Genomic DNA, 23,710 nt, shown 5'->3' on the forward strand with positions numbered 1-23,710 from the left:
TCCTCCCGCCCTGCCATTTGTTTACAGGGAGATTGTTTCTTTGTAAACAATTCTGATAATGGTTATGTAAAGCTTACGAACGCCGGTTCGAATGCGGCCGGGATCCGCAAGCCTTATTCGGCATCGCTTCCTAACAGCCGCGCCAAACCGGCTGTTCCGTTCAGTTCCACCATATCACGGGCCAACCTGGCGCGACGTTCGATCAGTTCGAGCATGTCCATGAATGCTGCGGTCTTTTCGGGCGGCAGATCGCCGAACATGTGTTTCTCGAGGGCGTCGATGCCGGCGACCATCTTTTCATAGACCGCCGTTCCCGCTGCTGTCAGCTGGATCTGGGCCCATCGCGCATCACGGGCGTCGGCCCGGCGATCGATCAGGTCGCGGTCGACCAGTTCGCGGATCGCGCGCGACACCATCGCCTTGTCGATGGTGGTGAGCTTGCCGATTTCCATCGGCGAGATCGATTGATAGGTACCGATCGCGGACATGACCCTCCAGATGTTCAGCTTGAAACCGTTGGCCTCGCAAAGGAGGCTGACGAGCTTCATCATTTCCGCGTTGCTGCGCGCGAGCCGGTAGGGCACGACCTTGGAGAGCTTTCGGGGGGACGTGGGCCGTTCTTCCGTCATCCGATCAGGTCACCAGCGCCCGCTGCCTATATTCGGCGGTGTCCCAGAGGCGATTGGTCATGATGTCTTCGAGAATGTCCACCGCTCCCAATACCTCGGCCTCGCCGATATAGAGCGGTGTGAAGCCGAAACGGATGGCGTTCGGAGCGCGGAAATCGCCGATCACGCCGCGCGCGATCAGCGCCTGCATGATCGCGTAGCCTTCCTCGTGCAGGAAGGAAATCTGGCTGCCGCGCTTTGTCCCATCCCGCGGGGAGCCGAGCTTCAGCATCGGGCAGCGCTTTTCGACCTCCGCGACGAACAGATCGCAGAGTTTTATCGACTGGCGGCGCAGGTCCGCCATGTCGACGCCATCCCAGGCATCGAGAGCTGCGTCGAGCGCTGCAAGCCCGATAATCGGCGGCGTGCCGACCCGCATGCGGTCGATACCGCTGCCCGGCCGATAACCGAGATCGAAGGCGAAGGGCTGTTCGTGCCCCAGCCAGCCGGACAGCGCCGGCCGCACCTTGTCCGCATGGCGCGGAGCGACATAGATGAAGGCCGGCGCGCCTGGCCCGCCGTTCAGATACTTGTAAGTGCAGCCGACCGCGAAATCCGCGCCGGCACCGGAAAGATCGACCGGCAGGGCGCCGGCCGTATGGGCAAGATCCCAGACGGTGATCGCGCCGACGGCATGCGCCTTTTCGGTCAGCGCCTTCATGTCGTGCAGACGACCGGTACGATAGTCCACCTCCGTCAGCATGACCACGGCAACGGTTTCGTCGATCGCGGCTTCGACCTCTTCCGGCTCGGCGATCTTCAGCTCATGGCCCTTGCCGAGCGAGCCGATCAGGCCCTGCGCCATATAGAGATCGGATGGAAAGTTGCCGCTGTCGGAGAGCACGACCTTGCGTTCCGGCACCAGTTCCAATGCCGAGGCGAGCGCCTGATAGACCTTGATCGACAGCGTGTCGCCCATGACGACCGTGCCTTCCGCCGCCCCGATCAGCCTGGCCACCCGGTCGCCGATTCGGCGCGGCATCATCATCCATCCGGCCTTGTTCCAGCCCTTGATCAGCAGCTCGCCCCATTCGTCGGTCATCAGTTTTCCGACACGCTCCTTGGCAGCAAGCGGCAGCGGTCCGAGTGAATTGCCGTCGAGATAGATCACGCCTTCCGGCAGATAGAAGAGCGAGCGGGTCTTTTCGAAATCCGTCACCGGAACACCTTGCTGTTCGAAACCGAGTTTGAGGGGAGCCTAGCCCCCAAGCAACGCAGACTAGAAGCTCGCGAGAGACACGCAAGACGGATTTACGGCTTATGGGATTGTTTCGGAGGAGATATCCGGTCTTGCGGGCGGTGAATTGCCGCCGTAACCTTAAGCCCGAGGTTCATTCACCGGGCGATCTTTGGCGGGCTCATGAGCGGTATCACCGACCTTTCCACCTTGCTTGCGAGCCTTGAGCCGGTGCTTATCGACGGCGAGTTCGTCTACGCGACCGTGCAGTCCGAGAACCTGCACGACTATCTGGCGCTGAAGCCCATCGGAATGTTCTTGGAAACGGAAGGCCTCACGCTGATCCTGCCGAGAGATGTTGCCGACAGCGCGGAACTAACCTCAAGCGCACCGCTTCGCTGCATCACCATGATGGTGCATTCCTCGTTGGAAGCGGTCGGCATGACCGCCGCGATGGCGGCGGCGCTGACCAAAGAGGGCATCAGCGCCAATGTCGTCGCGGCCTATTACCACGACCACATCTTCGTGCCGGCGGCGGATGCGGAACGGGCGGTTGATGCTCTCAGGTTGCTTTCTGCCCGTTAGCCGCGGGCAATCGCGTGGAAAAAGGCGCCGCTGACGAGGCCGCGCCTGCCGCCGGTCGGACCGATCGGCTTGCCGCCACCGTCGGCGATCGTTGCAAACGGCTGGTCGGTTCCCGGCGAAACAACACTGGCATAGTGGAACTCATGGCCGCGGATCGTATCGCCCTTCCGGCCGAGCGGGCTGTTCTCGGCGATCTCCGCCTGACGGTAACCGAGGTTCATCCGGCGTTTGGCGAAACTGGTGCGGTGGGAGAGCAGCCCGGTCATGGCGTGCGTCACGCCGTCGGCATCCTCCAGCGTCTCGCCGAGAACCATGTAGCCGCCGCACTCGCCGTGAACGGGTTTTGTTTCCGCAAATCGCGTCAGGCCGGTCTTGAAGTTCTCGGCTGCCGCAAGCCGTCCCGCGTGCAGTTCGGGGTACCCGCCAGGCAGCCAACAGACGTCGCAGCCAACTGCCGGTGCTTCATCGGCCAGTGGCGAGAAGGGAACGATCTCCGCGCCGGCGGAGCGCCATTCGCGCATCAGATGCGGATAGAGGAAGGTAAAGGCGGCATCCTGCGCCAGTGCGATCCGCTGGCCGGGAGGACGCAGTGATTTTTCCGTCGAGCCGCTGGGAATATTGAAGGGCTTTGCGGCGGCGTAGATCGCATCGAGGTCGAGCGAGGCTTCCATGGCGTCGGCCAGGCGCTCGATATGGGCGTCCATTTCCGGATGTTCGCTCGCCTGGACGAGGCCGAGGTGCCGTTCGGGCAGAACCAGCGAGGGATCACGCAGGACGGTGCCGACGACGGGAAGCCCTGCCGCCTGGATGGCATCGCCGCACAGTTTCTTGTGCCGTTCGCTGCCGGCCCGGTTAAGCACGCAGGCGGCGATTTTCACGGTCGGATCATAATGGGCAAAACCGTAGGCGATCGCGCCGGCGGTCTGGGATTGGCCGGAAACGTCCAGCACCAGCAGCACGGGCAGGCGGAACAGCCGGGCGAGGTCGGAGGCCGCGCCGGAACGGTTTTCCTCGCTGACGATACCGTCGAACAGGCCCATGGCGCTTTCGATCAAAAGCAGTTCCGCATCTTCCGCCTGGCCGCGCGCCAGATGCCGAAGCAGGTCCGGAGCCATCGCCCAGCTGTCGAGGTTGAGGCCCGGCCGATGCGTCGCAGCCTCGTGGAAGCCGGGATCGATATAGTCCGGGCCGGTCTTGATGCCGCGCACCTTGACGCCGCGGCGCGCGAAGGCGCGCAGCAGGCCGATCGTGACGCTGGTCTTGCCGGAGCCGGAGCGCGGCGCACCGATGATGAGCGCGCGGGCCGTCATGGCTTGCTACCGGTCAACACGGCCTGCATGGAAACGATCCGGCCGATGACGATCAGAGCGGGCGCGGCGAATTTCTGCCGCTCGACTTCCACTTCCACGGTTGCGAGCGTTGCGGTGAGCGAGCGTTCGTCCGGCGTCGTTGCCGCCATGAGCACCGCGACCGGCGTTTCCGGCGATAGCCCGCCTTCGATCAGCAGCCTGGCGATCGTGCCGATCGTGCTGACGCCCATGTAGACGACGATCGGCTCGCCGGTTTTCGCCAGTGCCTTCCAGTCCAGGTCGCCGGGGCTGCCGGCCGCATGGCCGGTCGCAAGCGTGATCGCTCGGCTCATCCCGCGCATCGTCGCGGGAATGTTGGCGGACGCGAGGGCCGCCAGGGCCGAGGTCATGCCCGGCAGGATGCGAAAAGGAATGTTCTCTTTAACGAGCGCCTCCGCTTCCTCGCCGCCGCGTCCGAACACGAAGGGATCGCCGCCCTTCAGCCGCAGAACACGCCTGCCCTTGCGGGCGAGCTCGATCAGCAGTCCGGTAATGTCATCCTGGGCGACAGACGGCTTTCCGCCGCGTTTTCCGACGAAGATAAGCTCGGCGGTCGTCGCGAGCGACAGCACGCCGTCGGAGACCAGCGCGTCATGGACGATCACGTCCGCCTTGCGAAGCGCGTCGGCGACTTCCAGCGTCAGGTACCGCGGATGGCCGGGGCCGGCGCCGGCAAGCCAGACATGGCCGGGCTCGAAGACGGGTGCTGCGACGATGGTTTCGATGCTTTCATTCATATGCGGACCTTTGACCGGTGACGCTCGGCCCCGGTCGGGCTATAGAAACGGCCATGGAAGTGGATGGCAAGAACCTTCGTCGTGGCTGGACCACGGGAACCTGCGCGGCGGCGGCGAGCAAGGCGGCCTGTCTTGCCCTCCTTTCCGGAAAATTCCCCGACCTGATCGAGGTGACTTTGCCCGGCGGGCAGACGCCGTCTTTCGCGCTCGCCGTCGAAGAAACCGGCGACGGGTTTGCAAGAGCCGGTATCGTCAAGGATGCCGGCGATGACCCCGACGTCACGCATGGGGCGCTGATCAAGAGCACCGTCCGGCGTGGTGCGACTGGCAGCGGCATTATTTTCAAGGCCGGCGAAGGCGTCGGCACAGTTACCCGCGCCGGCCTGCCCTTGCCCGTCGGCGAACCGGCCATCAATCCGGTGCCGCGCAAAATGATTGCTCAGGCGATCGCCGAGGTTGCGGGCAAAGAGGCGGATTTCGAGGTCGAGATTTCCGTCGCCGATGGCGAGAAGATCGCCGAGAAGACGCTGAACGGCCGGCTCGGAATCCTGGGCGGCATATCGATCCTCGGCACGACGGGGATCGTCATTCCCTTTTCCTGCTCGGCCTGGATCCATTCCATCTGGCGCGGCATCGACGTGGCGCGTGCCGCCGGACTCACCCATGTAGCGGGCGCCACCGGCAATACGTCCGAAAAGGCAGTGCAGGCGCATCATGGATTGCATGAGATCGCGCTGATCGACATGGGCGATTTCGTCGGCGGCATGCTGAAATACCTGCGCGACCATCCGGTGCCAAGGGTGACGATCGCCGGTGGCGTCGCCAAGATGACCAAGCTCGCGCAGGGCATGCTCGACGTGCATTCCAAGCGCGGGCTTGCCGATCTCGAAGCCCTCGCCAAGCTGGCGGGGGAGGCCGGGGCGAGCGACGAGCTCGTGGCGCAGATTGCCGGCGCCAACACGGTATCCCAGGCCTTTGGGCTTGCGGGCGAAAACGGCCTGGCCTTGGGTGATCGGATTGCGGCGCTCGCCTGGAAGACCGCCGCCAAGGCGCTCAAACATCCCGGAATCGCGCTGGAAATCCTGGTTTACGATCGCGAGGGCCGGTTGGTCGGCCAGACCGGGTTTACGCCGTCCGATCATTCGGACTCCCTGTCGCCGGTCTGAGGCCAACCCGGACGGAAGCGTCGCACGTAATCGGCATTGTAGAGCTGGCTCTCGACGAAATCGGCAGCACCCAGGCCCTTGCCGACAAAGATCAGCGCCGTACGTTCGGCCGGCTCCGCGGCGAGCTTTACCTCGATATCGGCAAGCGTGCCGCGGATGATCCGTTCTTCTGGCCAGGAAGCGCGCACCACGATCGCGACGGGGCAATCCGCGCCATAAAACGGTGTCAGTTCCGTCACGATACGGCCCAGCGCATGGATGGCGAGGTGGATCGCCAGCGTCGCGCCGGTCGCGCCAAAGGCGGCCAGCGTCTCACCCTCCGGCATTTTCGAGGCCCGGCCGGAAACGCGGGTCAGCACCAGGCTCTGTGCCACTTCCGGAATGGTCAGCTCCTGTCTCAGAGCAGCGGCAGCGGCGGCGAAGGAGGGCACGCCGGGGGTCAGCGTGTAGTCGATGCCATGCTTCTCCAGCCGGCGGATCTGTTCGGCAACCGCGCTCCAGACGGAAAGATCGCCGGAATGCAGCCGCGCGACATCCTTGCCCGCCTGATGTGCCGCCACATATTCCGCCTCGATATCGTCAAGCGACAGCGAACCGGTATCGACGATCCGCGCGTCCCTCGGGCAATAGTCGAGCAGTTCCTTCGGCATGATCGAGCCGGCGTAAAGGCAGACCGGCGAGCGGGCGAGGATATCGCGGCCGCGCACGGTGATGAGGTCGGCGGCGCCCGGTCCGGCGCCGATGAAATGCACGGTCATGTGTGATCCTTCGAGCGTGCCAGCGCGCAGGTGGCGCCATCGGCGACCAGTCGCGCCACGACGAGTTCAGAAGCCTCGCCGGCAGCCGCAAGTGCCGCGGCTTCGGAAAGGCTCGGCGTGGCGGTTTGCGCGAGGCTGTGTTTCGAAACTGTTCTGGTGCGGCCTTCTGCCTGCTTCAGCGCGGCCTCATCAACAATCTGCAAGGGCAGGCGCAGCCGCTCCGCAAGTTTGATCATTCCCGGCTCATGCCGCTTGATCTCGCCGGTCGCCAGAACCGAGACGGATCCAGGCGAAATATTGGCTTCAGCGCAGGCGGCAGCCAGTGCTGAAAGCAGCGCTTCGGCAGATGTCCCCTTGCGACAGCCGAGGCCTGCGGCAATCATGGCTTTACTCCAGGTTTCGTCCAGCTCCACTGGGTGACCGGCATGGCCGGCCTCCAGCCCGACATGCCGCCGATCGGTGCCGCGCGCGAGACCTCCATGCGGATCAGTTCCCCGCCGAGCTTTGAATGGGCCGCCAAAAGAACCGCCTCCATTTCCAGCGTCACGGCATTGGCGACCAGCCGCCCGCCGGGCTTCAGCGCCTCCAGGGCCGTCTCGAAAACGCCGGGCTCGCTGCCGCCGCCGCCGATGAAGATTGCATCCGGCGGCGGCAGGCCGGCAAGCGCCGCCGGTGCTTCACCTTCGACGATGCGCAGGCCTGGCACGCCGAATGCCGAGGCATTCCGCCCGATCCGTGCTGCCCGCTGCAGATTGGCCTCGATCGCAATCGCCTTGAGGGAAGGATCGGCCAGCATCCATTCGATGCCGATCGAACCCGATCCGGCGCCGATATCCCACAGCAGTTCACCGCGGTGCGGAGCCAGTGCCGAGAGCGTCAGCGCCCGGATTTCGCGCTTGGTGATCTGCCCGTCATGTTCGAACAGCGTATCGTCCAGCCCGACAGTGCGCGGAAGGATAAAGGCTCCGGCTTCGGCCTTTACGTCGATGGCGACGACATTCAGCACATCGATATCCGGTAGCGCGAACTCATCTGCTCGCTGCGAGCGGATACGTTCCGCCGCGCCGCCCAGAGATTCCAGGACGGTTATTCGAGACGGCCCGAAACCGGTGCGGGACAGAAGCTCCGCCAGTGCCGCCGGCCCGTTCTCATCGGATGTCAGCGCGATGATCCGCCGGCCCGGATGAAGCGACGGCCGAATGAGATCGAGCGGCCGACCATGCAATGACACCGTTTCGATGTCCTGCAGCGGCCAGCCAAGCCTTGAGGCTGCCAGCGAAAAGGCCGAGGGGGCAGGATAGGCGATATATTCTTCAGGCGCCACATGGCGGGACAGCGTCGCACCGACGCCGAAGAAGAACGGATCGCCGGAGGCGAATACGCAGACCTTCTGGCCGCGCAGCGCCACCACATCGCGCATCGTCGCGTCAAACGGTGTCGGCCAAGGCCGGGCCTCGCCGGTGATCAGGGTGGCTGCCAGTTCCAGATGCCGTCTGCCGCCGAACACCACGGCCGCAGCAGCAATCGCCGCGCGCGCATTGTCGCCAAGGCCCGCCACGCCATCCTCGCCGATGCCGACGATGGACAGCCAGCGGCTTTGGTTTAAAGGTTTCTGGTCTGATTCAGGAGGCATCTTGCAACGCTCCATTCTTATCCTCGGCGGTACGGCGGAAGCTCGCGCGCTGGCCGGAAAGCTCGCGGGCGATCCGCGGTTTACCGTCGAGCTGTCGCTTGCCGGCCGCACCCGCGCGCCGGCCGAACAACCCGTGCCGGTGCGTGTCGGCGGTTTTGGCGGTGCCGAAGGGCTTGCTGCCTACCTCAGGCAAAAAGGCGTCTCGATCCTGATCGATGCGACGCATCCCTACGCAGCTCAGATTTCCCGCAATGCGGCCGAAGCTGCCGAGATTTCCGGCGTCCCGCTTGTCGCCCTGCGACGGCCCGCCTGGCTGTGGCAGCCCGGTGATCGCTGGATCGAAGTCGATAGTGTCGCCAATGCCGTCAATGCTCTGGGCGAGGTCCCACGAAAAGCATTCCTGACGCTCGGCCGGCAGGAGCTTCTGCCTTTCGAAGCCGCGCCCCAGCACCACTATCTGGTCCGCAGCGTCGATCCGGTCGAACCGCCGCTTTCTGTACCTAGCGCGGTCTATCTCACCGCGCGCGGTCCGTTCGGACAGGCGGACGAGGCCCGGCTTTTGCTGGATCATGGCATCGAGGTGATCGTCGCCAAGAACAGCGGCGGGCCGGCGAGTTACGGCAAGATCGCCGCTGCGCGCGATCTTGGCATCGAGGTCGTCCTGATCCGCCGCCCGGACCTGCCCGAAGTGCCGTCCGTCGAGACCGTCCAGGAGATGCTCACCTGGCTCGATCATGCGCCGGTGCCCTTGAAATAACGCGGGGAATAGACGATCGGGCGCTGGTTCAGCCGCTCGATCAGCCGGGTCTCCATCGTGCCGACGATCACGCAGGTCGCCATGTCGGCCATCTCGCCTGCCGCCTCGGCGAGCGACACGATTCGGATAACCTCATCCGGCCGGCCTGCCGCGCGGCCGAAGATCACGGGCACGGTGCCGGGCAGATGGGCGCGCAGAATGTCGAAGGCCTCGCCGAGCTGATGCGGGCGGGCCTTGCTGACCGGATTGTAGAAAGCCATCACAAACCCGGCCGTCGCTGCGGCGACCAGGCGTTTCTCGATCACATCCCAGGGCTTCAGATTATTCGACAGCGAGATGGCGCAGAAATCATGGCCGAGCGGCGCGCCGGCCCTGGCCGCGACGGCCAGCATGGCGGTAATGCCGGGGACGACCGAAAAATCGATCTCGCGCCATTCCGCCGGGCCCTCGTCGATCGCCTCGCAGACCGCGGCCGCCATGGCGAAAACGCCTGGGTCACCGCCCGAGACGACGCAGACCTTGCCTCCGCTTGCCGCCATTTCCAGCGCGGCGCGGGCGCGCGCCAGTTCTTCGCGGTTGTCGGATGCGTGCCGACGCTGATCGGGGCGCAGGTTTAGCCGGTCGATATACGGAAAATAGCCGAAAAAATCCTCCGCAGCCGTCACGGCTGCCAGAGCCTCGGGCGTCATCTGATCCGGGTTGCCGGGGCCGAGGCCAACGACCGAGATCGAGCCGCTCATGGCCGTGCCTTCCAGCCGGGCACGAGGACGATCGAAAAATAGGGTGCAGGGCTTTCGTCGCGCTCTTCCAGACGTTGCGCCATGCCGTTTGCCATCGTGCCGCGCTCCACGTAGAGCGATCCGGACAGCTTGCCGACCGAGGCCAGCGCCCGACGGATCTTCGGCAGGTTGCGGCCGACCTTCATGATCACCGCGCCATCGGTATTTCCGAGCCGCTCCGCCAGCTTTTCTTCGGACAACGTACCGGGCAGAACGCTCAGGATATCGTCGCCCTGGACCAGCGGCATTCCGGTCATCGACCAGCAGCCGGACATGGCAGTGACGCCGGCGACGACGTCAGCCTGGTAACGATCCGCCAGCCGCACATGCAGGTGCATGTAGGATCCGTAGAACAGCGGATCGCCTTCGCTCAGGACAGCGACGTGTCTGCCCGCATCGAGATGGGTTGCGATCGTTTCCGCAGACCGATCGAAGAAGTCGGCGATCGGGCCGCGATAATCGGCCTCGTCCTTGTGGGTCTCGACCGTGACCGGATAGACCAGCGGCAGTTCGAGCGTGCCCGGCCGGATATGGGCTTCGACGATGGCGCGACCGTTGCCGCTCGAGCCCTTCTTGCAGAAGAAGGCGATCACATCCGCCTCGTTTATGGCGCGCACCGCCTTCAGCGTCAGCAGTTCCGGATCGCCGGGTCCGGTGCCGACGCCAGTGAGCCTGCCCTTGATGAGTGCGGCGTTCACAGTCCAGCCCTCGCCAGCGCGTTGACGCAGGCAGCCGTCATCGCCGAGCCGCCCATGCGGCCGCGCACGATCGCGAAAGGAATGCCGAGCGTCGATTCCATCAGCGCTTCCTTGGATTCCGCCGCGCCGACGAAGCCGACCGGCATGCCGATGATCGCGGCCGGACGCGGCGCGCCGGCATCCAGCATTTCGAGCAGGCGGAACAGCGCAGTCGGCGCGTTGCCGATCGCGACGACTGCGCCTTCCATCTCGTCCCAGAGATCCAGCGCGGCAGCCGAGCGGGTGTTGCCGAGCGTCCTTGCGAGCTCGATCGTGCGGCTGTCGCGCAGTGTGCAGATCACCTGGTTGTGGGCCGGCAGGCGGGCGCGGGTAATGCCGTGCGACACCATCTCGGCATCGCAATAGATCGGCTTGCCGGCATGCAGCGCGCCGCGCGCCTGCGCGACGAAATCCCTGGAAAACCGGAAATGCTGAGCCGCCTCGACCAGCCCGCAGGCATGGATCATGCGGATCGCGACCTCAGCCTGTTCCGACGAAAAAGGCGAGAGGTCCGCTTCCTCACGGATGATCGCGAAGGACTTTTCGTAGATCGCGTCGCCTTCGCGAATGTAATCGTAACTGTTCATGATCTTCCTGACGTAACGGCCGCAGCAAGCCGGCGTGGTCCCAGACGGGCAAGGCAGGCGGCGGAATTTTCGCCGGCGCGCCTTTCGTCTCGGACAAGATCGGCGATGCGGCGAAGGGAGTTGTTGGTATCGGCAAACGCGACCGAGGCAAAGGGCTTGTCTGCCGCTTTTCCCTGGGCGATGAGCGAAAGGCCGGCGGCCGTCCCGCAGAGTGCAAGCGCTGACGGCTCCGGATGGGCGCAGCCCTTGGGGCAGCCGGTCACGTGCAGCTTGAACGAGCCGTCCAGCAGATCGCCGCAATCTTCCGCCGCTTTGGCGCTGAGTTCATGGGTGGCGACGGTCGCGGAACTGCAAGCGGGACTTCCGGGACAAGCGGCAATGGCCGAACGCGGATCGCTCGGCGAGGTGATGAAGCCGTTGTTGCCGGCAAAAGCGGCCAGCGCCTCGCAGGCGGTTTGGCCGGCGAAAACCAGGAGCGAATGGTCGAGAGCCGGTTTCAGGGACTGTATTCCCAGCCGCTCGGCCTCGTTGCAAAGGGCGATCAGGTCCTCGGCATTTGCCTGACCGAAGGCCGGGCCGATGCCGGCCGCGAAAAGGTCGCCGGAAAGGCGGAAGGTGCCGAAAGGCGAGGCTGTCCGGCCGGGCGCGCCGTTCGTGGACAGTCCCGCGGCGAGATCGCGGCCTCTCGCCTTGGGTCCCTTTTTGCCGAGCTTTCGAAGCAGCGCCAGAGTGGCGGAGACGGCCTCTGTTTCACGTAAAACATTGAAAACGCGGCCGGTTGTTTCGGTTCCACCCAAGAGCAGGGTCCAGCGCAGGCCTTCATCGGTGGAAACGGCAACGAGCCGGATATCGGCCAGGAGGTCGGAAAGCCTGAGCTGTCCGCCACCATCAACGACCACCGACATCTTTGGCGCGAGGTCGACAATCTCCCGCGCACCTTGCCGGATCGCCTCGGCTATCGGACGCGGGTCGGCGATCTCGGTCTTGTCGATCCCGGCCAAAGGAGGGGTTTCGACGGCCAGGCCATCGCGAAGCGGCAGGTTCAGGGCGCGGACGTCGGCGTCGAGAAGGGGGGCCGAGGCCTCGCTCAGTCCGCGGATCTGCAGGTTGCCGCGGGCGGAAATGTCGACAATGCCGTTGCCGTGGCGGCGCGCCAGCCGGCAGAGGTCGGCCAGCTGTGACGGCGTGATCGGATCGGTCAGCGCGACGCGGGCGAGAAGCCCGTCGCCGGTCATCATCGGGGAGGACAGGGCAGGGCAGGCACCGCGACGCATATCCAGCGTGCTTCGATCAAGCGAGAACGCCGTCATGCGACCTCCTCCCGGGTGAGCATTTCGAGCTCGGCATCGACCGCGTTGCGGCGGGGATGCCAGAGGCCGCGGCGGAGTGCGGAGCGGAAGCGCCCGGCCATGAAATAGGCGCCTTCGGGGTTCTGGCTCAGCAGGAAGTCGCGGACCGTTTCATCGCCGAGATAGGCGTCGTAGGTCGCTTCGATCAGCGATTGCGGAATGGCGTGGGTGGTTTCGGCAAAACCGATCAGCCGATCGACGGTTTCCACCAGTTCCGCTGCGCCGCGCGGGCCGTGGCGCATCTGGCCGGCGATGAAGCGCGGATTGACGGCGCGAGCGCGCACCACGCGGGTCACGGCCTCGGAAATCGAGCGGGCGCGGGGTTTCTGCGGGTCGGTCGTGTCGAGCGCGATCACATCCGCCTTACCGCCGAGTGCTGCCACCGCCGCCGCAAATCCGCCGATGAAGGCGACATCGGCCGAGCCGTCCAGCAGGTCGCGGCCGGGGTCGTCGCCTGTGTGCACGAGGAGATCGGCGGTCCCGATGCGGTTTGCGAACTGGCCGGGCACATGGCTGGCATCGCCCTCCGTGCCACCGAAGGAATGGCTTGTCGCGTCGAGATAGATACGGCCCAGCTCCTCGCGTTCGCCCCAAGTGCCGTCGGCGAGCTTTTCCTCGATGCCGGAGCCATAGGTGCCCGGTGCCGAACCGAAGATGCGCGGCGGTACGTGCCCAAGCGCTTGTGCCTCTTCGGCCAGGGGATTGTCGCCCGGCGCGTCCTCGCGGCCGGCGATGGCGCGCATCGCGGCGTCGAGCAAGGCGATCAGGGCGGGGAACATGTCGCGGAACAGGCCGGAAATCCTCAGCGTCACGTCGACGCGCGGGCGGCCGAGCGCTGCCGGCGGCAGGACTTCTATGCCGGTGACGCGGCCTGTCGCCGTATCCTGCACGGGTCTCGCCCCCATCAGCGCCAGAACCTGGGCGACTTCCTCGCCGCCGCTGCGCAGGGACGCGCTGCCCCAGAGATCGAAAACGAGGCTTTTCGGCCAGTCACCGTGGTCCTGGAGATAACGCCGCAGGATTTCGTCGGCGGCGCGTTTGCCGAGTTCGAAGGCAGTCGGTGTCGGCAGGGTGCGCGGGTCGCTGGCGAAGAGGTTGCGGCCCGTCGGCATCACGTCGCGGCGGCCGCGGGCCGGAGCACCGGATGGGCCGGGGCGGATATGCTTGCCGTCCAGTGCGTCGAGCAAGGCCTGGCGCTCGGTTTCGGCGCTTCGGATACGCAGGGGATCGTCCTCGCCGGGCGCGAGCTGCCCGAAGACATGCTGGCCGTCCTTGATTGCAAAATCCTTGAGATCGCAGAGGAAGGCGTCGATGCGGGTCAACGCCGTCTCCGGATCGTCCTCGTTCGAAATGCCGGCCTCGCCTGCCAGTCCGGTGTCGCGGGCGGTCTCGACGATCAGCTTGGCCAGCCGGTCGCGGCGGCGGCGATCGAGCCCGTCGGCCTGGGCATATTCGTCGACCAGCAGTTCCAGCTTCTTCTGTTCGTCTGAAAGGCCCGCGCCGGTCAGGACCGGCGGCAAATGGCCGATGGTGACGGCGGCAATCCGCCGCTTGGCGACAGCCGCCTCGCCCGGATTGGAGACGATGAACGGATAGACGATCGGCAGGCTGCCGGTAACGATCTCCGGGAAACAACCCTGTGAGAGAGCCACCGTCTTGCCGGGCAGCCACTCAAGCGTCCCATGCGCGCCGACATGAATGATGGCATGCGCGCCGAGCGTTTCGCGCATCCATTGGCCGAAGGCGAGCAGCGCGTGGCGCGGGGGCAGGTCGGGACTGTGGTAATCGGCGCGGCGATCGGCATTGCGGCCGCGATCGGGTGCGAGCGCGACGGTGATGTTACCGAAGGTCGCGGCGCGGAAACGGAAAGCGGCGTCTTCGAGGTCTTCATCCAGCTCGGCTGCGCCCCAAGCCGCTTCTGTTGCGGCCACGGAGCCGTAGCCGGCGAGCGCATGGGTAGCGGATTTGACACTCAGGCGATCAAGAAGGTCACGCGGGGTTTCGGGGATATCCGAAACATTGTAGCCGGCTACCGATAATTCGCGCAGCATCCCGAGCACGCTCTGTGGCACGTCCAGGCCGACGGCATATCCGGTGCGCCCCGGCGCACTCGGATAGTCCGGCATCAGGACGACGATCTTGCGCTGGGCGCGAGGTGCCGTCTTCAGCCGCAGGAAAGCGGCGATACGATCGGCGACCTGTTCGACCCGGTCCGGTTCCGGCTGGTTGACGAGGTTGGCGGAGCTCTCGCCCGCCTTGAAGGAGATCGCACCGGCCAATATGCGCCCGTCAAGCTCCGGCAGGACGACATGCATGGCGAGGTCGGCGGGGTTGAGGCCGCGCCGGCCTTCCGCCCAGCCTTCGCGCCGCGTGGTGGCGACGACGATCTGGAATACCGGCACGCCGGTGCGGTCGAAGATTGTTTCGCCGTTCCCGTCGGTGCCACTGGCAAAGGCGGTGGTGGAGAGGATGGCGGCGGGCTTGAGGTCCGAAATCGCGCGTTCGGCGAAGGCGATAGCATCCGCATCCTTCAGACCGCTGACGAAGATCGGCATCGGCGCAAAGCCGCGTTTCTGCAGCGCTTCGAACAGTGCATCGATCGGTGCGGCGTCATTGGCAAGCAGCATCGAGCGGTAGAACAGGATCGGCAGGCGCGGTGCATCCGGCGCAAGGCCGGCAAGAAGGTCATCGGTCTCGACGATGCCCATTCCCGGCTTGTGGTAACCGGCCTTCGGCATGAGTGCTGCCTGTGGCAGAGGTTCCGTTCTACCCTCGGCCAGGGCCGTCAGCAATTTTGCGAGGAGCCGCATATTGTCCGGCCCGCCTTCGCGGAAGCAGGACAGGATGCCGGCGAGCTGGTTTTCCGAGACCGTGGAGGCCGCGGCGAGCCGCTCGTCGCGGATGCTGCATTCGCCGGGCAGGAGGGCGAGCGCGATCTTTTTGGCGCGCGCCATTCGGGAAAGCTCCTCGACGCCGTAGGCCCAGCGGTCATAGCCGCCGAGGATGCGTACGAGGATGACTTTGGCATGCGCCGCCGTCTTTTCGATCCACAGGTCCACCGACATGGGGTGGCGGAGATCGGAGAGGTTGGTGAGGCGGAGAGTTGGAGGAATGGGGGGATTAAGCTTGCCCGAGTTGTGTTCGGTGGGGGTATCGCTCCCGCCGCTTGCAGACTTATTCCACACCGCCGCAATGCCGTTCAGGTCGCTGCCGGAAAAGGACAGCACCACTACATCGGCCGGCGACTGGTTGAGGTCGACCGGTTCGATGAGGTCGTCAAGCGACGACGATGTGGTGGCGAGTATGTGCATCCTTCCCTCGGGGCCTTCTTATGCGGCCAGCATCCTTTCGATCGCTGCGCGGTCGATGCCTTTTTCGCCGATCACGACCAGGCGGCTTGTCCGCGCTTCGCCGGGTGCCCAGGCGCGGTCGAAATAATGGTTCACGCGCGATCCTACTGCCTGAACCTGCAGGCGCATCGGCTTGTTCGCGACTTCCACGAAGCCTTTTATGCGCAGCACGTTCTCTGCTTCGGCCGTGGCGGAGATGCGGGTGGCGAGCTGTTCGGCATCGGTGACTGCGGCCAGATCGACGACGAAGCTGTCGAAATCGTCGTGATCGTGGTCCAGTTCGTCGTCGTGATGGGTCTTGCGGTTTTCGATGTCGTCCTCGACGGCGAGGCCAAGGCCGATCAGCACCGCCGGATCGATGGCGCCATTGGCGGCCGAGACGATTTTGACGGCGCGCGGCAGATGTGCGGACACGCGATCCCTGGCGGTCGCGAGGCCGGCGGCATCGAGAAGGTCGCTCTTGGTGAGCACGATCATGTCGGCGCAGGCCACCTGGTCCTCGAACACTTCCTCGACCGGATCGTCATGGTCGATCGAGCCGTCCGCGTCGCGCTGGGCTTCGAGCGCCTCATGATCGTCTGCGACACGGCCTTCGGCGAGCGCGAGCCCGTCCACCACCGCGATGACGCCATCAACCGTCACACGTGCCTTCACGTCCGGCCACTGGAACGCCTGGACGAGCGGCTTCGGCAGCGCGAGGCCGGAGGTCTCGATGAGGATGTGATCGACGCGGGGCTCCATGGCCAGGATCCGGTCGATCGCCGGCACGAAATCATCGGCCACGGTGCAGCAGATGCAGCCATTCGCAAGCTCGATGATGTTGTCTTCCGGGCAGCTTTCGATGCCGCAGCCCTTGAGCACGTCGCCGTCGATGCCGACATCGCCGAATTCGTTGACGATGATCGCAAGCCGCTTGCCCTTGAGGTTTTCAATCAGGTTGCGGATCAGCGTGGTCTTGCCGGCTCCCAGAAACCCGGTAACGACGGTGCAGGGAACGCGGTCGAACGAAACGCTCATGATGGCATGTCCTCGTGATGATCAAAGGGTGGGATGCGGGCCGTCATGCCCTTGCCGCGCAGGCAGGTGGGACGGCCGCGAAGGGGAAGGAAACCGCGCTCGTCCTCGGCCAGCATCATCGCGCCGGTGACGATATCCTCGACATTGTCGAGCGACAGATGGCCGAATACATAGGACCAGCCGCTCTTGTGGTTGAAGGCGGCGCTCGGGCTCTTTTCGCAATTGGCGAGGCAGGTGACCGGCTTGACGGCGAGCGGCTTGCCGCTTGCTGCCTCGCGTAGCGCCGCGATCAGCGCGATGCCCGGTCGGATTTCGCCGTCGGACGCGTCACGGCAATTGGTGCAGACGAAAATCGTCACATCTGCCGGGCGGGCGGTTGCCGGATCATCTGGTTGGTGGTCACTCATCGGTCAGCCGCGTTCCCGCCGGGGTCGAAAAAATCGGGGCGCGGAGCAGAAGGTCGAATTCCCTCTGCGGTGATCGAGAAACTTCCTCCGGAGCACCCCGCCCGGTGAAGCAAAATTAAACGGACGGCAGGTCTCCTGGCTCGCGGGTCGTCGCCATTTGCCTGCCTTCCCGGTTTCCCAGTGGCTTCTCGGCAATGGCTCGCCGCCTACAGTTGCGGGGGCAGCCGCGGCATTGATCCCTAGGAAAGGGGATCGCACCGCATTCTCTCTTAGCCCTCCCCGTTGCCGGAAAGGGACCATCTCCTTTCAAGTAAGCCCGGTCGCACACCCATGTCAATGCGTCGCAAAGGCGATTGCCGTGACGCCGAATTCGTCTATAGTGACTGAGCCTATGGTGCCCGGAAGGGTTTTAGAGGGAATGCGGTGCGACGGAATTCTGCCGTCCAACCCGCGGCTGCCCCCGCAACTGTAAGCGGAAAGTCTTCGACCAAAACGGCCGTTCGGCCGTCAAGCCACTGGGAAATCCGGCCAACGGGATCCTGGGAAGGCGGGAGAAGGCGTCCGATCCGCGAGCCAGGAGACCTGCCAGAGGCGGCAAAGAACGTGAACGGCCCTCGGGTGGAGGGCGAAAGGACGAGACCATGGTACCGAATTCTGCTGCAACCGCAGTCACCATTTCCGCTTCGAAGATCATTCCCCTCAGCATGACGGCCCTGCTCGGCCTGTTCATCGTCGGCTTTGTCGGCTTCTCGCATCTGGAAGTCGTCCACAATGCCGCGCATGACACGCGCCACTCGCTCGCCTTCCCCTGCCACTGAGGAGTTCTCCCAAATGTCGTTGTTTCGTAACATCGTCTTCACGGCGGTGATCGCCGGGCTTTTGTCCGGGCTGCTGCTCACCGTGATGCAGAGCTTCTCCACGGTACCGCTGATCCTGCAGGCGGAGGTGTTTGAAAATGCCGGCGGTGAGGTCGCTCACAGCCATAGCCATGACGCGGCGCCCGCAACGGCCGGTGCGGCGGCACCTGCTGCCGACCACCACCATGATGACGAAGCCTGGGCTCCGGCCGATGGCTTCGAGCGCTTCATCTATACGCTCGCCGCAGACATGCTGTCCGGCATCGGCTTCGCCCTCGTCCTGATCGCCGCTTCGGAAGCGTTCGGCGGCTTCAAGGGCTGGCGCGGTGGCTTGATGTTCGGCATTGCCGGCTTCCTCACCGTCATCCTGGCGCCGGGCCTCGGCCTGCCGCCGGAACTGCCCGGCATGCCGGCTGCTGAGCTCGGCCCGCGCCAGATCTGGTGGGTCTCGACGGCAGTCTGCACGGCAGTGGGTCTAGGCTTGCTCTTCTATACCCGCTCGGCCGTGTTCGCAGCGCTTGCGATCGTGCTTCTGATCGCCCCGCATCTCGTCGGCGCGCCGCTGCCGCCCAGCCATGAAACCGCCGTCCCGATGGATCTTTATGCCCGCTTCGTCAATGCGGTCTATGCCACCAACCTGGTGTTCTGGGCGGTGCTCGGTGCGTTGACCGGTGTGGTCCGCGAAAGATTCCGCGCTGGCGAGGAAGCTTCTGCCGGATCTCCGGCGAAGCTTGCTTCCCGGTGAAGGAGATCGACGAGGCGTCCGTCGCGCGTCATCGTGCCAAGATGGCGAACCGCAAGGCGGTTCAGGATGCGGAAGTGGCGGAGAAGACCCAGGAAAAGGGTCTTCTCATCGTCCATACCGGATCCGGCAAGGGCAAATCCACCGCCGCTTTCGGCCTGGCGCTGCGTATGCTCGGCAACAACCGCCGGGTCGGCGTGGTGCAGTTCATCAAGGGTGCCTGGTCGACGGGAGAGCAGCCGGCGCTTGCCGTCTTTGGCGACCGCGTTGTCTGGCACACGATGGGCGAGGGTTTCACTTGGGAGACCCAGGACCTGAAGCGGGATGTCGCCGCGGCGGAAAAGGCCTGGGAAAAGGCGCTCGAGCTGATGGCGGACGAGACAATCGGGCTCGTCATCCTTGACGAGCTCAACATCGCGCTCCGTTACGATTACCTGGATCTCGACAAGATCGTCGCCGCGTTGCAGGCGCGGCGGCCGGATCTGCATGTGGTCGTCACCGGCCGCAATGCCAAGCCGGCGCTGATCGAGGCGGCCGACATGGTCACCGAAATGACGCTGGTCAAGCATCACTTCAAGGCGGGCGTGAAGGCCCAGGCCGGCATCGAGTTTTAGAATATGACCGGGATCAAGCCAGCTCGGGCGCTGATGTTTCAGGGAACGGGCTCGGATGTGGGCAAGTCGCTGGTCGTGGCCGGGCTTGCCCGCGCCTACACGCTGCGCGGCCTCAAGATTATGCCGTTCAAGCCGCAGAACATGTCGAACAACGCCGCGGTCACCGCGGACGGCGGCGAAATCGGCCGGGCGCAGGCTTTGCAGGCGCGTGCCGCCGGCGCGCCGCTCAGCGTCCACATGAACCCGGTGCTCCTGAAGCCGCAGAGCGAGGTGGGTGCGCAGGTGGTGGTGCAAGGCAGGGTCGAAGGCAATGCCAAGGCAGCCGAATACCAGATGCTCAAGCCGAAACTGATGCCGCGGGTTCTGGAGAGTTTCGATATTCTCCGCAACCAGGCCGATCTCGTCCTGGTCGAAGGCGCCGGCAGTGCCTCGGAAATCAATCTGCGCCAGAACGACATCGCCAACATGGGGTTTGCGCGGGCCGCCGACGTGCCGGTGGTGCTGATCGGCGATATCGACCGGGGCGGGGTGATCGCCAGCCTTGCCGGCACCAGGCTGGTGCTCGATCCCGACGACGCGGCGATGATCCGGGGTTTTGTCGTCAACCGGTTTCGGGGCGACCCGGCTCTGTTTGCCGACGGCATGCGGATGATCGGGGATCTGACCGGCTGGCAGTCGATCGGGCTGTTGCCGCACTTTGCCGATGCGGCCCGGCTGCCGGCGGAAGATGCGCTTGGCCTCAATGCGCCTTCGGTGCGGAAGGCTGGCGCGAAGATCAAGATCGCGGTGCCGATCCTTCCGCACATCTCCAATTTCGACGATCTCGATCCGCTGGAGGCGGAGCCGGATGTCGATCTGATCCGGGTCCGGCCGGGACAGGCCATTCCCGGCGATTGCGATCTCGTGCTGCTGGTCGGTTCGAAGGCGACGATATCCGATCTGCGGGCGCTGAAGGCAGCCGGTTTCGACGTCGATATCGCGGCACATGTCCGCCGCGGCGGTCGGGTGCTCGGCCTCTGCGGCGGGTACCAGATGCTTGGAAAAACCATTTCCGATCCGGAAGGAACGGAAGGGCCGCCCGGTTTGATCGAAGGGCTAGGCCTGCTGGATGTCGAGACGGTTCTGGGGGGCGACAAGCGGCTCGAAGCCGTTTCGGGCGAAAGTTTCGACGGAATTTCGCTGTCCGGCTACGAGATGCATATCGGGCGAACCACCGGGGCCGACTGCGCGCGGCCGTTCTCAATCGTCGGCGGCAATCCGGACGGCGCGATATCCGCGGGTGGCCGGGTCTGGGGTACCTATCTTCACGGTCTGTTTTCCGACGACCGGCAGCGGACGGCCTGGCTGACGCGGCTCGGTGGTTCGGCATCAGGACTGGATTATGAAGCCGGCATCGACGCGGTGCTCGACCGGCTGGCCGCCCATATGGAAAAGCATCTCGATCTCGATGGGCTGCTCAAACTTGCCAGATGATCCACGCCAGAAGGCCGAAAAGGCCGATCAGCAGAGCGTCGGCGACGCGGGCGAGTTTCAGCGCGCGGCGAATGTCGTCGTAGTTGAGTTCGGAACGTCCGCCCTCGCCCATGAAACGCGCTTCGATCATCTGGCCGCCATAGCTGCGCGGGCCTGCGAGAGCTATGCCGAGCGCGCCGGCCATGGCCGCTTCGGGCCAGCCGGCATTCGGCGAACGGTGATGGCGGGCATCCCGCCGGACGGCCCGTATTGCGTTTCCCGGCGAGGCGCGATCGATGAAACCTGCTGCGACCACGAAAAGAAGGGCACTGAGGCGCGAGGCGGGCAGGTTGATGAGATCGTCGAAACGCGCGGCCGCCCAGCCGAAGGCTTCGTAACGCGGCGATTTGTGGCCGATCATGCTGTCGGCGGTATTGGCCGCCTTGTAACCGACGCCACCCGCAAGACCGAATATCCCCATCCAGAAGGCCGGTGCGACGACGCCGTCCGAGAAATTCTCCGCCAGGCTCTCGATCGCTGCGCGGCAGACGCCGGCTTCATCGAGCTTTTCCGGGTCGCGCCCAACGATTTTGGAGACCGCTTTCCGCCCGGCCTCCAGACCTCCGTATCGCAGCGCCGTCGCGACAGCCTCGACATGGGTTTCAAGGCTTTTCTGCGCCGGCAGGCTTGCTGCGATCAGGACCAGCAGGATCGGCCCGAGGGGGAGCATCATCAGGTCGTATTCGATCACCAGGCTGAGAAGGATGGTGATCCCGAGAAGCGCCAGAAGCGCGAAAACGCCTTTTCGCTTGCGCGTGGGAAAGTCGTCGCTTTCGCGGTTCAGATCGCGGTCCAGCCGGGATATCAGTGCGCCAATCCAGGTGACGGGATGGCCGATGTGCCGGAACAGCCAGTCCGGATAACCGAAAATGCGCTCCACGATCAGGGCGAAAAATGCGAGAAGGAACATGAACGTGGTAGGCCCTGAAATTGGCGACAGGATTGGCGATCCGATACAGCACGGCGGTAATCTTTCCCGTGCCCGGGCGCTGTTTCGCCACGCGCCGGAACCCTGGATCGACCTTTCCACCGGTATCAGCCCGCATTCCTATCCGTATTCGCCCCTGCCCGACAATGCTTTCACGCGACTGCCTGACGTCGCATCGGCGGAAAGGCTGAAGGCCCTTGCCGCTACTGCCTACAGTGCGCCGTCGGCGGCACATGTCGCGGCGGGGCCGGGAACGCAGATACTATTGCCGATGGTCGCCGATCTGATCGCGCGGAAAGGTCGCGCTGCGGTTCTTTCGCCGACCTATGCGGAGCATGCCCGAGCGGCGCGGCTGGCTGGTTTCGAGGTCATGGAAACCGCCGATCTGGATCGCTTGGCGGAAGCGGACCTCGCCGTCATCGTCAATCCCAACAACCCGACCGGCCGTATCGTCCCGCGTGCCGACCTTTTGGCGCTCGCAGCAGTCATGCGCGCGAAAGGCGGGCTGCTGGTCGTGGACGAGGCGTTCATGGACGTCTCGGAAGCATCGAGCGTCACCGATGCGGTGGATGCCGGCGGGTTGGTGGTGCTGCGGTCCTTCGGCAAGTTCTACGGCATGGCCGGCCTGCGGCTTGGCTTCGTGATTTCGCATCCGGAAACGATCACGCGGATCGAGAACCGGCTCGGCCCGTGGGCGGTGTCCGGCCCGGCATTGCACGTGGCGAACGAGGCACTCGGCGATGTCGGATGGCAGCAGGCGATGCGGCTGAGGTTGAAGGAGGATGCAGCGCGGCTGGATGCTCTGCTCGGAGCGGCCGGCATACCCGTCGCGGACGGAACGTCGCTGTTCCGCTTCATCCGCGATCCGCGCGCGCAAGCGATTTTCCGGCATCTTGGAGAGCGGGGCATTCTGGTGCGCCGGTTCGAAGAACGGCCTGACGACCTGAGGATCGGCCTTCCCGGCGACAGCGGCTGGCCACGGCTCGAAGAAGCACTAAGAGCTATTTAGCCGGCGAAGTGAATTTGTCTCGCCAAGCGGGCTGGGCGTTTGCAACGGGCAAAGCCGTCGCCTCGTAGACGCCACGGGCCACGGCGCGCGCGGTGACCAGCGTTGCCAGATGGCAGATTTCCATGAAATCCCCGGGCTCGTTCAAAGGCTTTGAACCGGTCGCCGCCGAAAAGATGGTGTCGCCGTCGAACGGCAGGTGCGCCGGCAGGATCGCCCGGGCAAGGCCGTCATGGGCGAGGATGGAAAGCCGGTGTGCCTGTGCCTTGGTGAGCACGGCATCGGTGACGATGACGCCTATGGTCGTCGAGGTCACGTTGCGGCCCTTGAGGCGCATGCGATTGTCGAAGGTCGGAGGCAGTCCAAGCCCGCCGAATTCCTTATTTTCCTCAAAAGGTGCCGCCCAGAAATACGGGCCTTCACCGATTGTCGCCGAACCCAGCGCATTGGCGGCTACGAGCGCCGCAACCCAATGACCGGAAGATGACTTGGCGCTTGCCGAGCCGATGCCGCCCTTGAAGGTCGCCGTCGTAGCTCCCGCTCCGGCTCCGGCGGTTCCGAGTGCGAATGAACCCTTGGCGGCCGCCTTGAAGGCTTCATAGCCCATTTCGCGATAGGGCGAATGCAGGCCCCAGTCCTTGTTTCCGCCGTTCAGGAGATCCATCAGGATCGCCTGCGGCACGATCGGCACGCGGACGCTGCCGACCTGGAAACCGCGGCCGATCTCGCGCAGGCCCGATTGCACGCCGCCGGCCGCATCCAGCCCGAAGGCCGAACCGCCGGACAGCACGAAAGCGTCGACCGTCTGCACGGTCATCGAAGGATCGAGCAGCGCCGTATCCCTGCCGCCCGGGGCGCCGCCGAGCACGGAGCCGGAGGCGATCGCCGGTTCGTCGAAGACAATAGCCGTGACGCCCGAACCCAGGGCAAGATCGGTGGCATGGCCGACGGCCACGCCTTCAATATCGGTCAACAGGTTCAGCGTATCGGCCATC

Annotated in this window: 24 protein-coding genes and 2 riboswitches; of the genes, 8 read left to right on the forward strand and 16 right to left on the reverse strand. The window is 64.9% G+C overall.

Annotation, left to right across the window (positions count from 1 at the left end):
- Window positions 1-113: 113 nt before the first annotated feature.
- Window positions 114-629: a MarR family winged helix-turn-helix transcriptional regulator gene (locus ABCW43_RS27695; protein ID WP_345930529.1), complete on the reverse strand. Its 516-nt coding sequence runs from the start codon at window positions 627-629 to the stop codon at window positions 114-116.
- 4 nt (window positions 630-633) lie between these two features.
- Window positions 634-1,827, reverse strand: a complete 1,194-nt coding sequence (gene kynU / locus ABCW43_RS27700; RefSeq protein WP_345930531.1) for a kynureninase — start codon at window positions 1,825-1,827, stop codon at window positions 634-636.
- Between the two features lie 201 nt (window positions 1,828-2,028).
- Here kynU and ABCW43_RS27705 point away from each other — a divergent pair, with 201 nt between their 5' ends.
- Window positions 2,029-2,430: an ACT domain-containing protein gene (locus ABCW43_RS27705; protein WP_345930533.1), complete on the forward strand. Its 402-nt coding sequence runs from the start codon at window positions 2,029-2,031 to the stop codon at window positions 2,428-2,430.
- Here the strand turns inward: ABCW43_RS27705 and ABCW43_RS27710 are convergent.
- Together ABCW43_RS27710 and cobA are read right to left on the reverse strand one after the other, a co-directional pair.
- Window positions 2,427-3,740 (reverse strand): cobyrinic acid a,c-diamide synthase CobB, encoded by a 1,314-nt coding sequence (locus ABCW43_RS27710; protein ID WP_345930535.1) that lies wholly within the window; start codon window positions 3,738-3,740, stop codon window positions 2,427-2,429. The genes ABCW43_RS27705 and ABCW43_RS27710 overlap by 4 nt on opposite strands.
- Complete coding sequence (gene cobA / locus ABCW43_RS27715) at window positions 3,737-4,516, reverse strand: uroporphyrinogen-III C-methyltransferase (RefSeq protein ID WP_345930537.1); 780 nt, start codon at window positions 4,514-4,516, stop codon at window positions 3,737-3,739. Before cobA ends, ABCW43_RS27710 begins: the two co-directional genes overlap by 4 nt.
- A 53-nt stretch (window positions 4,517-4,569) precedes the next feature.
- Here cobA and ABCW43_RS27720 point away from each other — a divergent pair, with 53 nt between their 5' ends.
- Window positions 4,570-5,682, forward strand: a complete 1,113-nt coding sequence (locus ABCW43_RS27720; RefSeq protein ID WP_345930539.1) for a cobalt-precorrin-5B (C(1))-methyltransferase — start codon at window positions 4,570-4,572, stop codon at window positions 5,680-5,682.
- On the opposite strand, the gene cobM is transcribed toward ABCW43_RS27720, so the two are convergent.
- From cobM to cbiE, 3 genes are read right to left on the reverse strand one after another with little or no spacing between them, the layout of a single operon-like run.
- Window positions 5,655-6,440, reverse strand: coding sequence for a precorrin-4 C(11)-methyltransferase (gene cobM, locus ABCW43_RS27725; protein ID WP_345930541.1), 786 nt, complete (start codon window positions 6,438-6,440; stop codon window positions 5,655-5,657). The genes ABCW43_RS27720 and cobM overlap by 28 nt on opposite strands.
- A complete protein-coding gene (locus tag ABCW43_RS27730; protein WP_345930543.1) occupies window positions 6,437-6,823 on the reverse strand; it encodes a cobalamin biosynthesis protein in 387 nt (128 codons plus the stop codon). Before ABCW43_RS27730 ends, cobM begins: the two co-directional genes overlap by 4 nt.
- Window positions 6,820-8,073: a precorrin-6y C5,15-methyltransferase (decarboxylating) subunit CbiE gene (gene cbiE, locus ABCW43_RS27735; protein WP_345930545.1), complete on the reverse strand. Its 1,254-nt coding sequence runs from the start codon at window positions 8,071-8,073 to the stop codon at window positions 6,820-6,822. Before cbiE ends, ABCW43_RS27730 begins: the two co-directional genes overlap by 4 nt.
- A 1-nt stretch (window position 8,074) precedes the next feature.
- Here cbiE and ABCW43_RS27740 point away from each other — a divergent pair, with 1 nt between their 5' ends.
- On the forward strand, window positions 8,075-8,830 hold the full coding sequence (locus ABCW43_RS27740) for a cobalt-precorrin-6A reductase (RefSeq protein WP_345930547.1): 756 nt from the start codon (window positions 8,075-8,077) through the stop codon (window positions 8,828-8,830).
- Here the strand turns inward: ABCW43_RS27740 and ABCW43_RS27745 are convergent.
- From ABCW43_RS27745 to ABCW43_RS27775, 7 genes are read right to left on the reverse strand one after another with little or no spacing between them, the layout of a single operon-like run.
- Window positions 8,806-9,570 (reverse strand): precorrin-3B C(17)-methyltransferase, encoded by a 765-nt coding sequence (locus ABCW43_RS27745; RefSeq protein WP_345930549.1) that lies wholly within the window; start codon window positions 9,568-9,570, stop codon window positions 8,806-8,808. The two genes, ABCW43_RS27740 and ABCW43_RS27745, sit on opposite strands and share 25 nt — an antisense overlap.
- Entirely contained in the window at window positions 9,567-10,307 is a 741-nt protein-coding gene (locus tag ABCW43_RS27750) for a precorrin-2 C(20)-methyltransferase (RefSeq protein ID WP_345930551.1), read from the reverse strand. Before ABCW43_RS27750 ends, ABCW43_RS27745 begins: the two co-directional genes overlap by 4 nt.
- Window positions 10,304-10,933: a precorrin-8X methylmutase gene (locus ABCW43_RS27755; protein WP_345930553.1), complete on the reverse strand. Its 630-nt coding sequence runs from the start codon at window positions 10,931-10,933 to the stop codon at window positions 10,304-10,306. Before ABCW43_RS27755 ends, ABCW43_RS27750 begins: the two co-directional genes overlap by 4 nt.
- Window positions 10,930-12,243, reverse strand: a complete 1,314-nt coding sequence (gene cobG / locus ABCW43_RS27760; RefSeq protein ID WP_345930555.1) for a precorrin-3B synthase — start codon at window positions 12,241-12,243, stop codon at window positions 10,930-10,932. Before cobG ends, ABCW43_RS27755 begins: the two co-directional genes overlap by 4 nt.
- Window positions 12,240-15,593, reverse strand: coding sequence for a cobaltochelatase subunit CobN (cobN, locus tag ABCW43_RS27765; protein ID WP_345930557.1), 3,354 nt, complete (start codon window positions 15,591-15,593; stop codon window positions 12,240-12,242). The genes cobG and cobN overlap by 4 nt, the downstream gene beginning before the upstream one ends.
- Window positions 15,594-15,611: 18 nt before the next feature.
- Complete coding sequence (gene cobW / locus ABCW43_RS27770; RefSeq protein WP_345930559.1) at window positions 15,612-16,649, reverse strand: cobalamin biosynthesis protein CobW; 1,038 nt, start codon at window positions 16,647-16,649, stop codon at window positions 15,612-15,614.
- Window positions 16,646-17,056, reverse strand: a complete 411-nt coding sequence (locus tag ABCW43_RS27775) for a DUF1636 family protein (RefSeq protein ID WP_345930561.1) — start codon at window positions 17,054-17,056, stop codon at window positions 16,646-16,648. The genes cobW and ABCW43_RS27775 overlap by 4 nt, the downstream gene beginning before the upstream one ends.
- 108 nt (window positions 17,057-17,164) lie before the next feature.
- A riboswitch (cobalamin riboswitch) is annotated at window positions 17,165-17,372 on the reverse strand.
- Between the two features lie 59 nt (window positions 17,373-17,431).
- A riboswitch (cobalamin riboswitch) is annotated at window positions 17,432-17,660 on the forward strand.
- 37 nt (window positions 17,661-17,697) lie between these two features.
- Between ABCW43_RS27775 and ABCW43_RS27780 the strand changes: the two genes are divergently transcribed.
- The 4 genes from ABCW43_RS27780 to ABCW43_RS27795 are packed head-to-tail and all read left to right on the forward strand — an operon-like array spanning window position 17,698 to window position 20,742.
- Window positions 17,698-17,874: a CbtB domain-containing protein gene (locus tag ABCW43_RS27780; RefSeq protein ID WP_345930563.1), complete on the forward strand. Its 177-nt coding sequence runs from the start codon at window positions 17,698-17,700 to the stop codon at window positions 17,872-17,874.
- Between the two features lie 13 nt (window positions 17,875-17,887).
- The gene (locus ABCW43_RS27785) at window positions 17,888-18,658 is read left to right on the forward strand and encodes a CbtA family protein (RefSeq protein WP_345930565.1); all 771 of its coding nucleotides are present in this window, start codon (window positions 17,888-17,890) and stop codon (window positions 18,656-18,658) included.
- Window positions 18,655-19,269, forward strand: coding sequence for a cob(I)yrinic acid a,c-diamide adenosyltransferase (gene cobO, locus ABCW43_RS27790; RefSeq protein WP_345930567.1), 615 nt, complete (start codon window positions 18,655-18,657; stop codon window positions 19,267-19,269). Before ABCW43_RS27785 ends, cobO begins: the two co-directional genes overlap by 4 nt.
- Window positions 19,270-19,272: 3 nt before the next feature.
- Window positions 19,273-20,742, forward strand: coding sequence for a cobyric acid synthase (locus ABCW43_RS27795; RefSeq protein ID WP_345930569.1), 1,470 nt, complete (start codon window positions 19,273-19,275; stop codon window positions 20,740-20,742).
- On the opposite strand, the gene cbiB is transcribed toward ABCW43_RS27795, so the two are convergent.
- A complete protein-coding gene (gene cbiB, locus ABCW43_RS27800; protein ID WP_345930571.1) occupies window positions 20,726-21,691 on the reverse strand; it encodes an adenosylcobinamide-phosphate synthase CbiB in 966 nt (321 codons plus the stop codon). The genes ABCW43_RS27795 and cbiB overlap by 17 nt on opposite strands.
- On the opposite strand from cbiB, the gene cobD reads away from it, so the two are divergent.
- Entirely contained in the window at window positions 21,690-22,718 is a 1,029-nt protein-coding gene (cobD, locus tag ABCW43_RS27805; RefSeq protein ID WP_345930573.1) for a threonine-phosphate decarboxylase CobD, read from the forward strand. The genes cbiB and cobD overlap by 2 nt on opposite strands.
- Here cobD and ABCW43_RS27810 read toward each other — a convergent pair.
- Window positions 22,711-23,709: a P1 family peptidase gene (locus ABCW43_RS27810; RefSeq protein WP_345930575.1), complete on the reverse strand. Its 999-nt coding sequence runs from the start codon at window positions 23,707-23,709 to the stop codon at window positions 22,711-22,713. The genes cobD and ABCW43_RS27810 overlap by 8 nt on opposite strands.
- Window position 23,710: the final 1 nt, after the last annotated feature.

The organism is Neorhizobium tunisiense, from assembly GCF_039631515.1.
Classification (GTDB): Bacteria; Pseudomonadota; Alphaproteobacteria; order Rhizobiales; family Rhizobiaceae; genus Neorhizobium.

Excerpts from the sequence above, each read along its gene's own strand:
- ABCW43_RS27695 (WP_345930529.1), bottom strand. The coding sequence starts at position 629 with ATGACGGAAGAACGGCCCACGTCCCCCCGAAAGCTCTCCAAGGTCGTG.
- ABCW43_RS27705 (WP_345930533.1), top strand. The coding sequence starts at position 2,029 with ATGAGCGGTATCACCGACCTTTCCACCTTGCTTGCGAGCCTTGAGCCG.
- ABCW43_RS27710 (WP_345930535.1), bottom strand. The coding sequence starts at position 3,740 with ATGACGGCCCGCGCGCTCATCATCGGTGCGCCGCGCTCCGGCTCCGGC.
- cobA (WP_345930537.1), bottom strand. The coding sequence starts at position 4,516 with ATGAATGAAAGCATCGAAACCATCGTCGCAGCACCCGTCTTCGAGCCC.
- ABCW43_RS27720 (WP_345930539.1), top strand. The coding sequence starts at position 4,570 with ATGGAAGTGGATGGCAAGAACCTTCGTCGTGGCTGGACCACGGGAACC.
- cobM (WP_345930541.1), bottom strand. The coding sequence starts at position 6,440 with ATGACCGTGCATTTCATCGGCGCCGGACCGGGCGCCGCCGACCTCATC.
- ABCW43_RS27730 (WP_345930543.1), bottom strand. The coding sequence starts at position 6,823 with ATGATTGCCGCAGGCCTCGGCTGTCGCAAGGGGACATCTGCCGAAGCG.
- cbiE (WP_345930545.1), bottom strand. The coding sequence starts at position 8,073 with ATGCCTCCTGAATCAGACCAGAAACCTTTAAACCAAAGCCGCTGGCTG.
- ABCW43_RS27745 (WP_345930549.1), bottom strand. The coding sequence starts at position 9,570 with ATGAGCGGCTCGATCTCGGTCGTTGGCCTCGGCCCCGGCAACCCGGAT.
- ABCW43_RS27755 (WP_345930553.1), bottom strand. The coding sequence starts at position 10,933 with ATGAACAGTTACGATTACATTCGCGAAGGCGACGCGATCTACGAAAAG.
- cobG (WP_345930555.1), bottom strand. The coding sequence starts at position 12,243 with ATGACGGCGTTCTCGCTTGATCGAAGCACGCTGGATATGCGTCGCGGT.
- cobN (WP_345930557.1), bottom strand. The coding sequence starts at position 15,593 with ATGCACATACTCGCCACCACATCGTCGTCGCTTGACGACCTCATCGAA.
- cobW (WP_345930559.1), bottom strand. The coding sequence starts at position 16,649 with ATGAGCGTTTCGTTCGACCGCGTTCCCTGCACCGTCGTTACCGGGTTT.
- ABCW43_RS27775 (WP_345930561.1), bottom strand. The coding sequence starts at position 17,056 with ATGAGTGACCACCAACCAGATGATCCGGCAACCGCCCGCCCGGCAGAT.
- ABCW43_RS27780 (WP_345930563.1), top strand. The coding sequence starts at position 17,698 with ATGGTACCGAATTCTGCTGCAACCGCAGTCACCATTTCCGCTTCGAAG.
- ABCW43_RS27785 (WP_345930565.1), top strand. The coding sequence starts at position 17,888 with ATGTCGTTGTTTCGTAACATCGTCTTCACGGCGGTGATCGCCGGGCTT.
- ABCW43_RS27795 (WP_345930569.1), top strand. The coding sequence starts at position 19,273 with ATGACCGGGATCAAGCCAGCTCGGGCGCTGATGTTTCAGGGAACGGGC.
- cobD (WP_345930573.1), top strand. The coding sequence starts at position 21,690 with ATGAACGTGGTAGGCCCTGAAATTGGCGACAGGATTGGCGATCCGATA.
- cbiB (WP_345930571.1), bottom strand. The coding sequence starts at position 21,691 with ATGTTCCTTCTCGCATTTTTCGCCCTGATCGTGGAGCGCATTTTCGGT.
- ABCW43_RS27810 (WP_345930575.1), bottom strand. The coding sequence starts at position 23,709 with ATGGCCGATACGCTGAACCTGTTGACCGATATTGAAGGCGTGGCCGTC.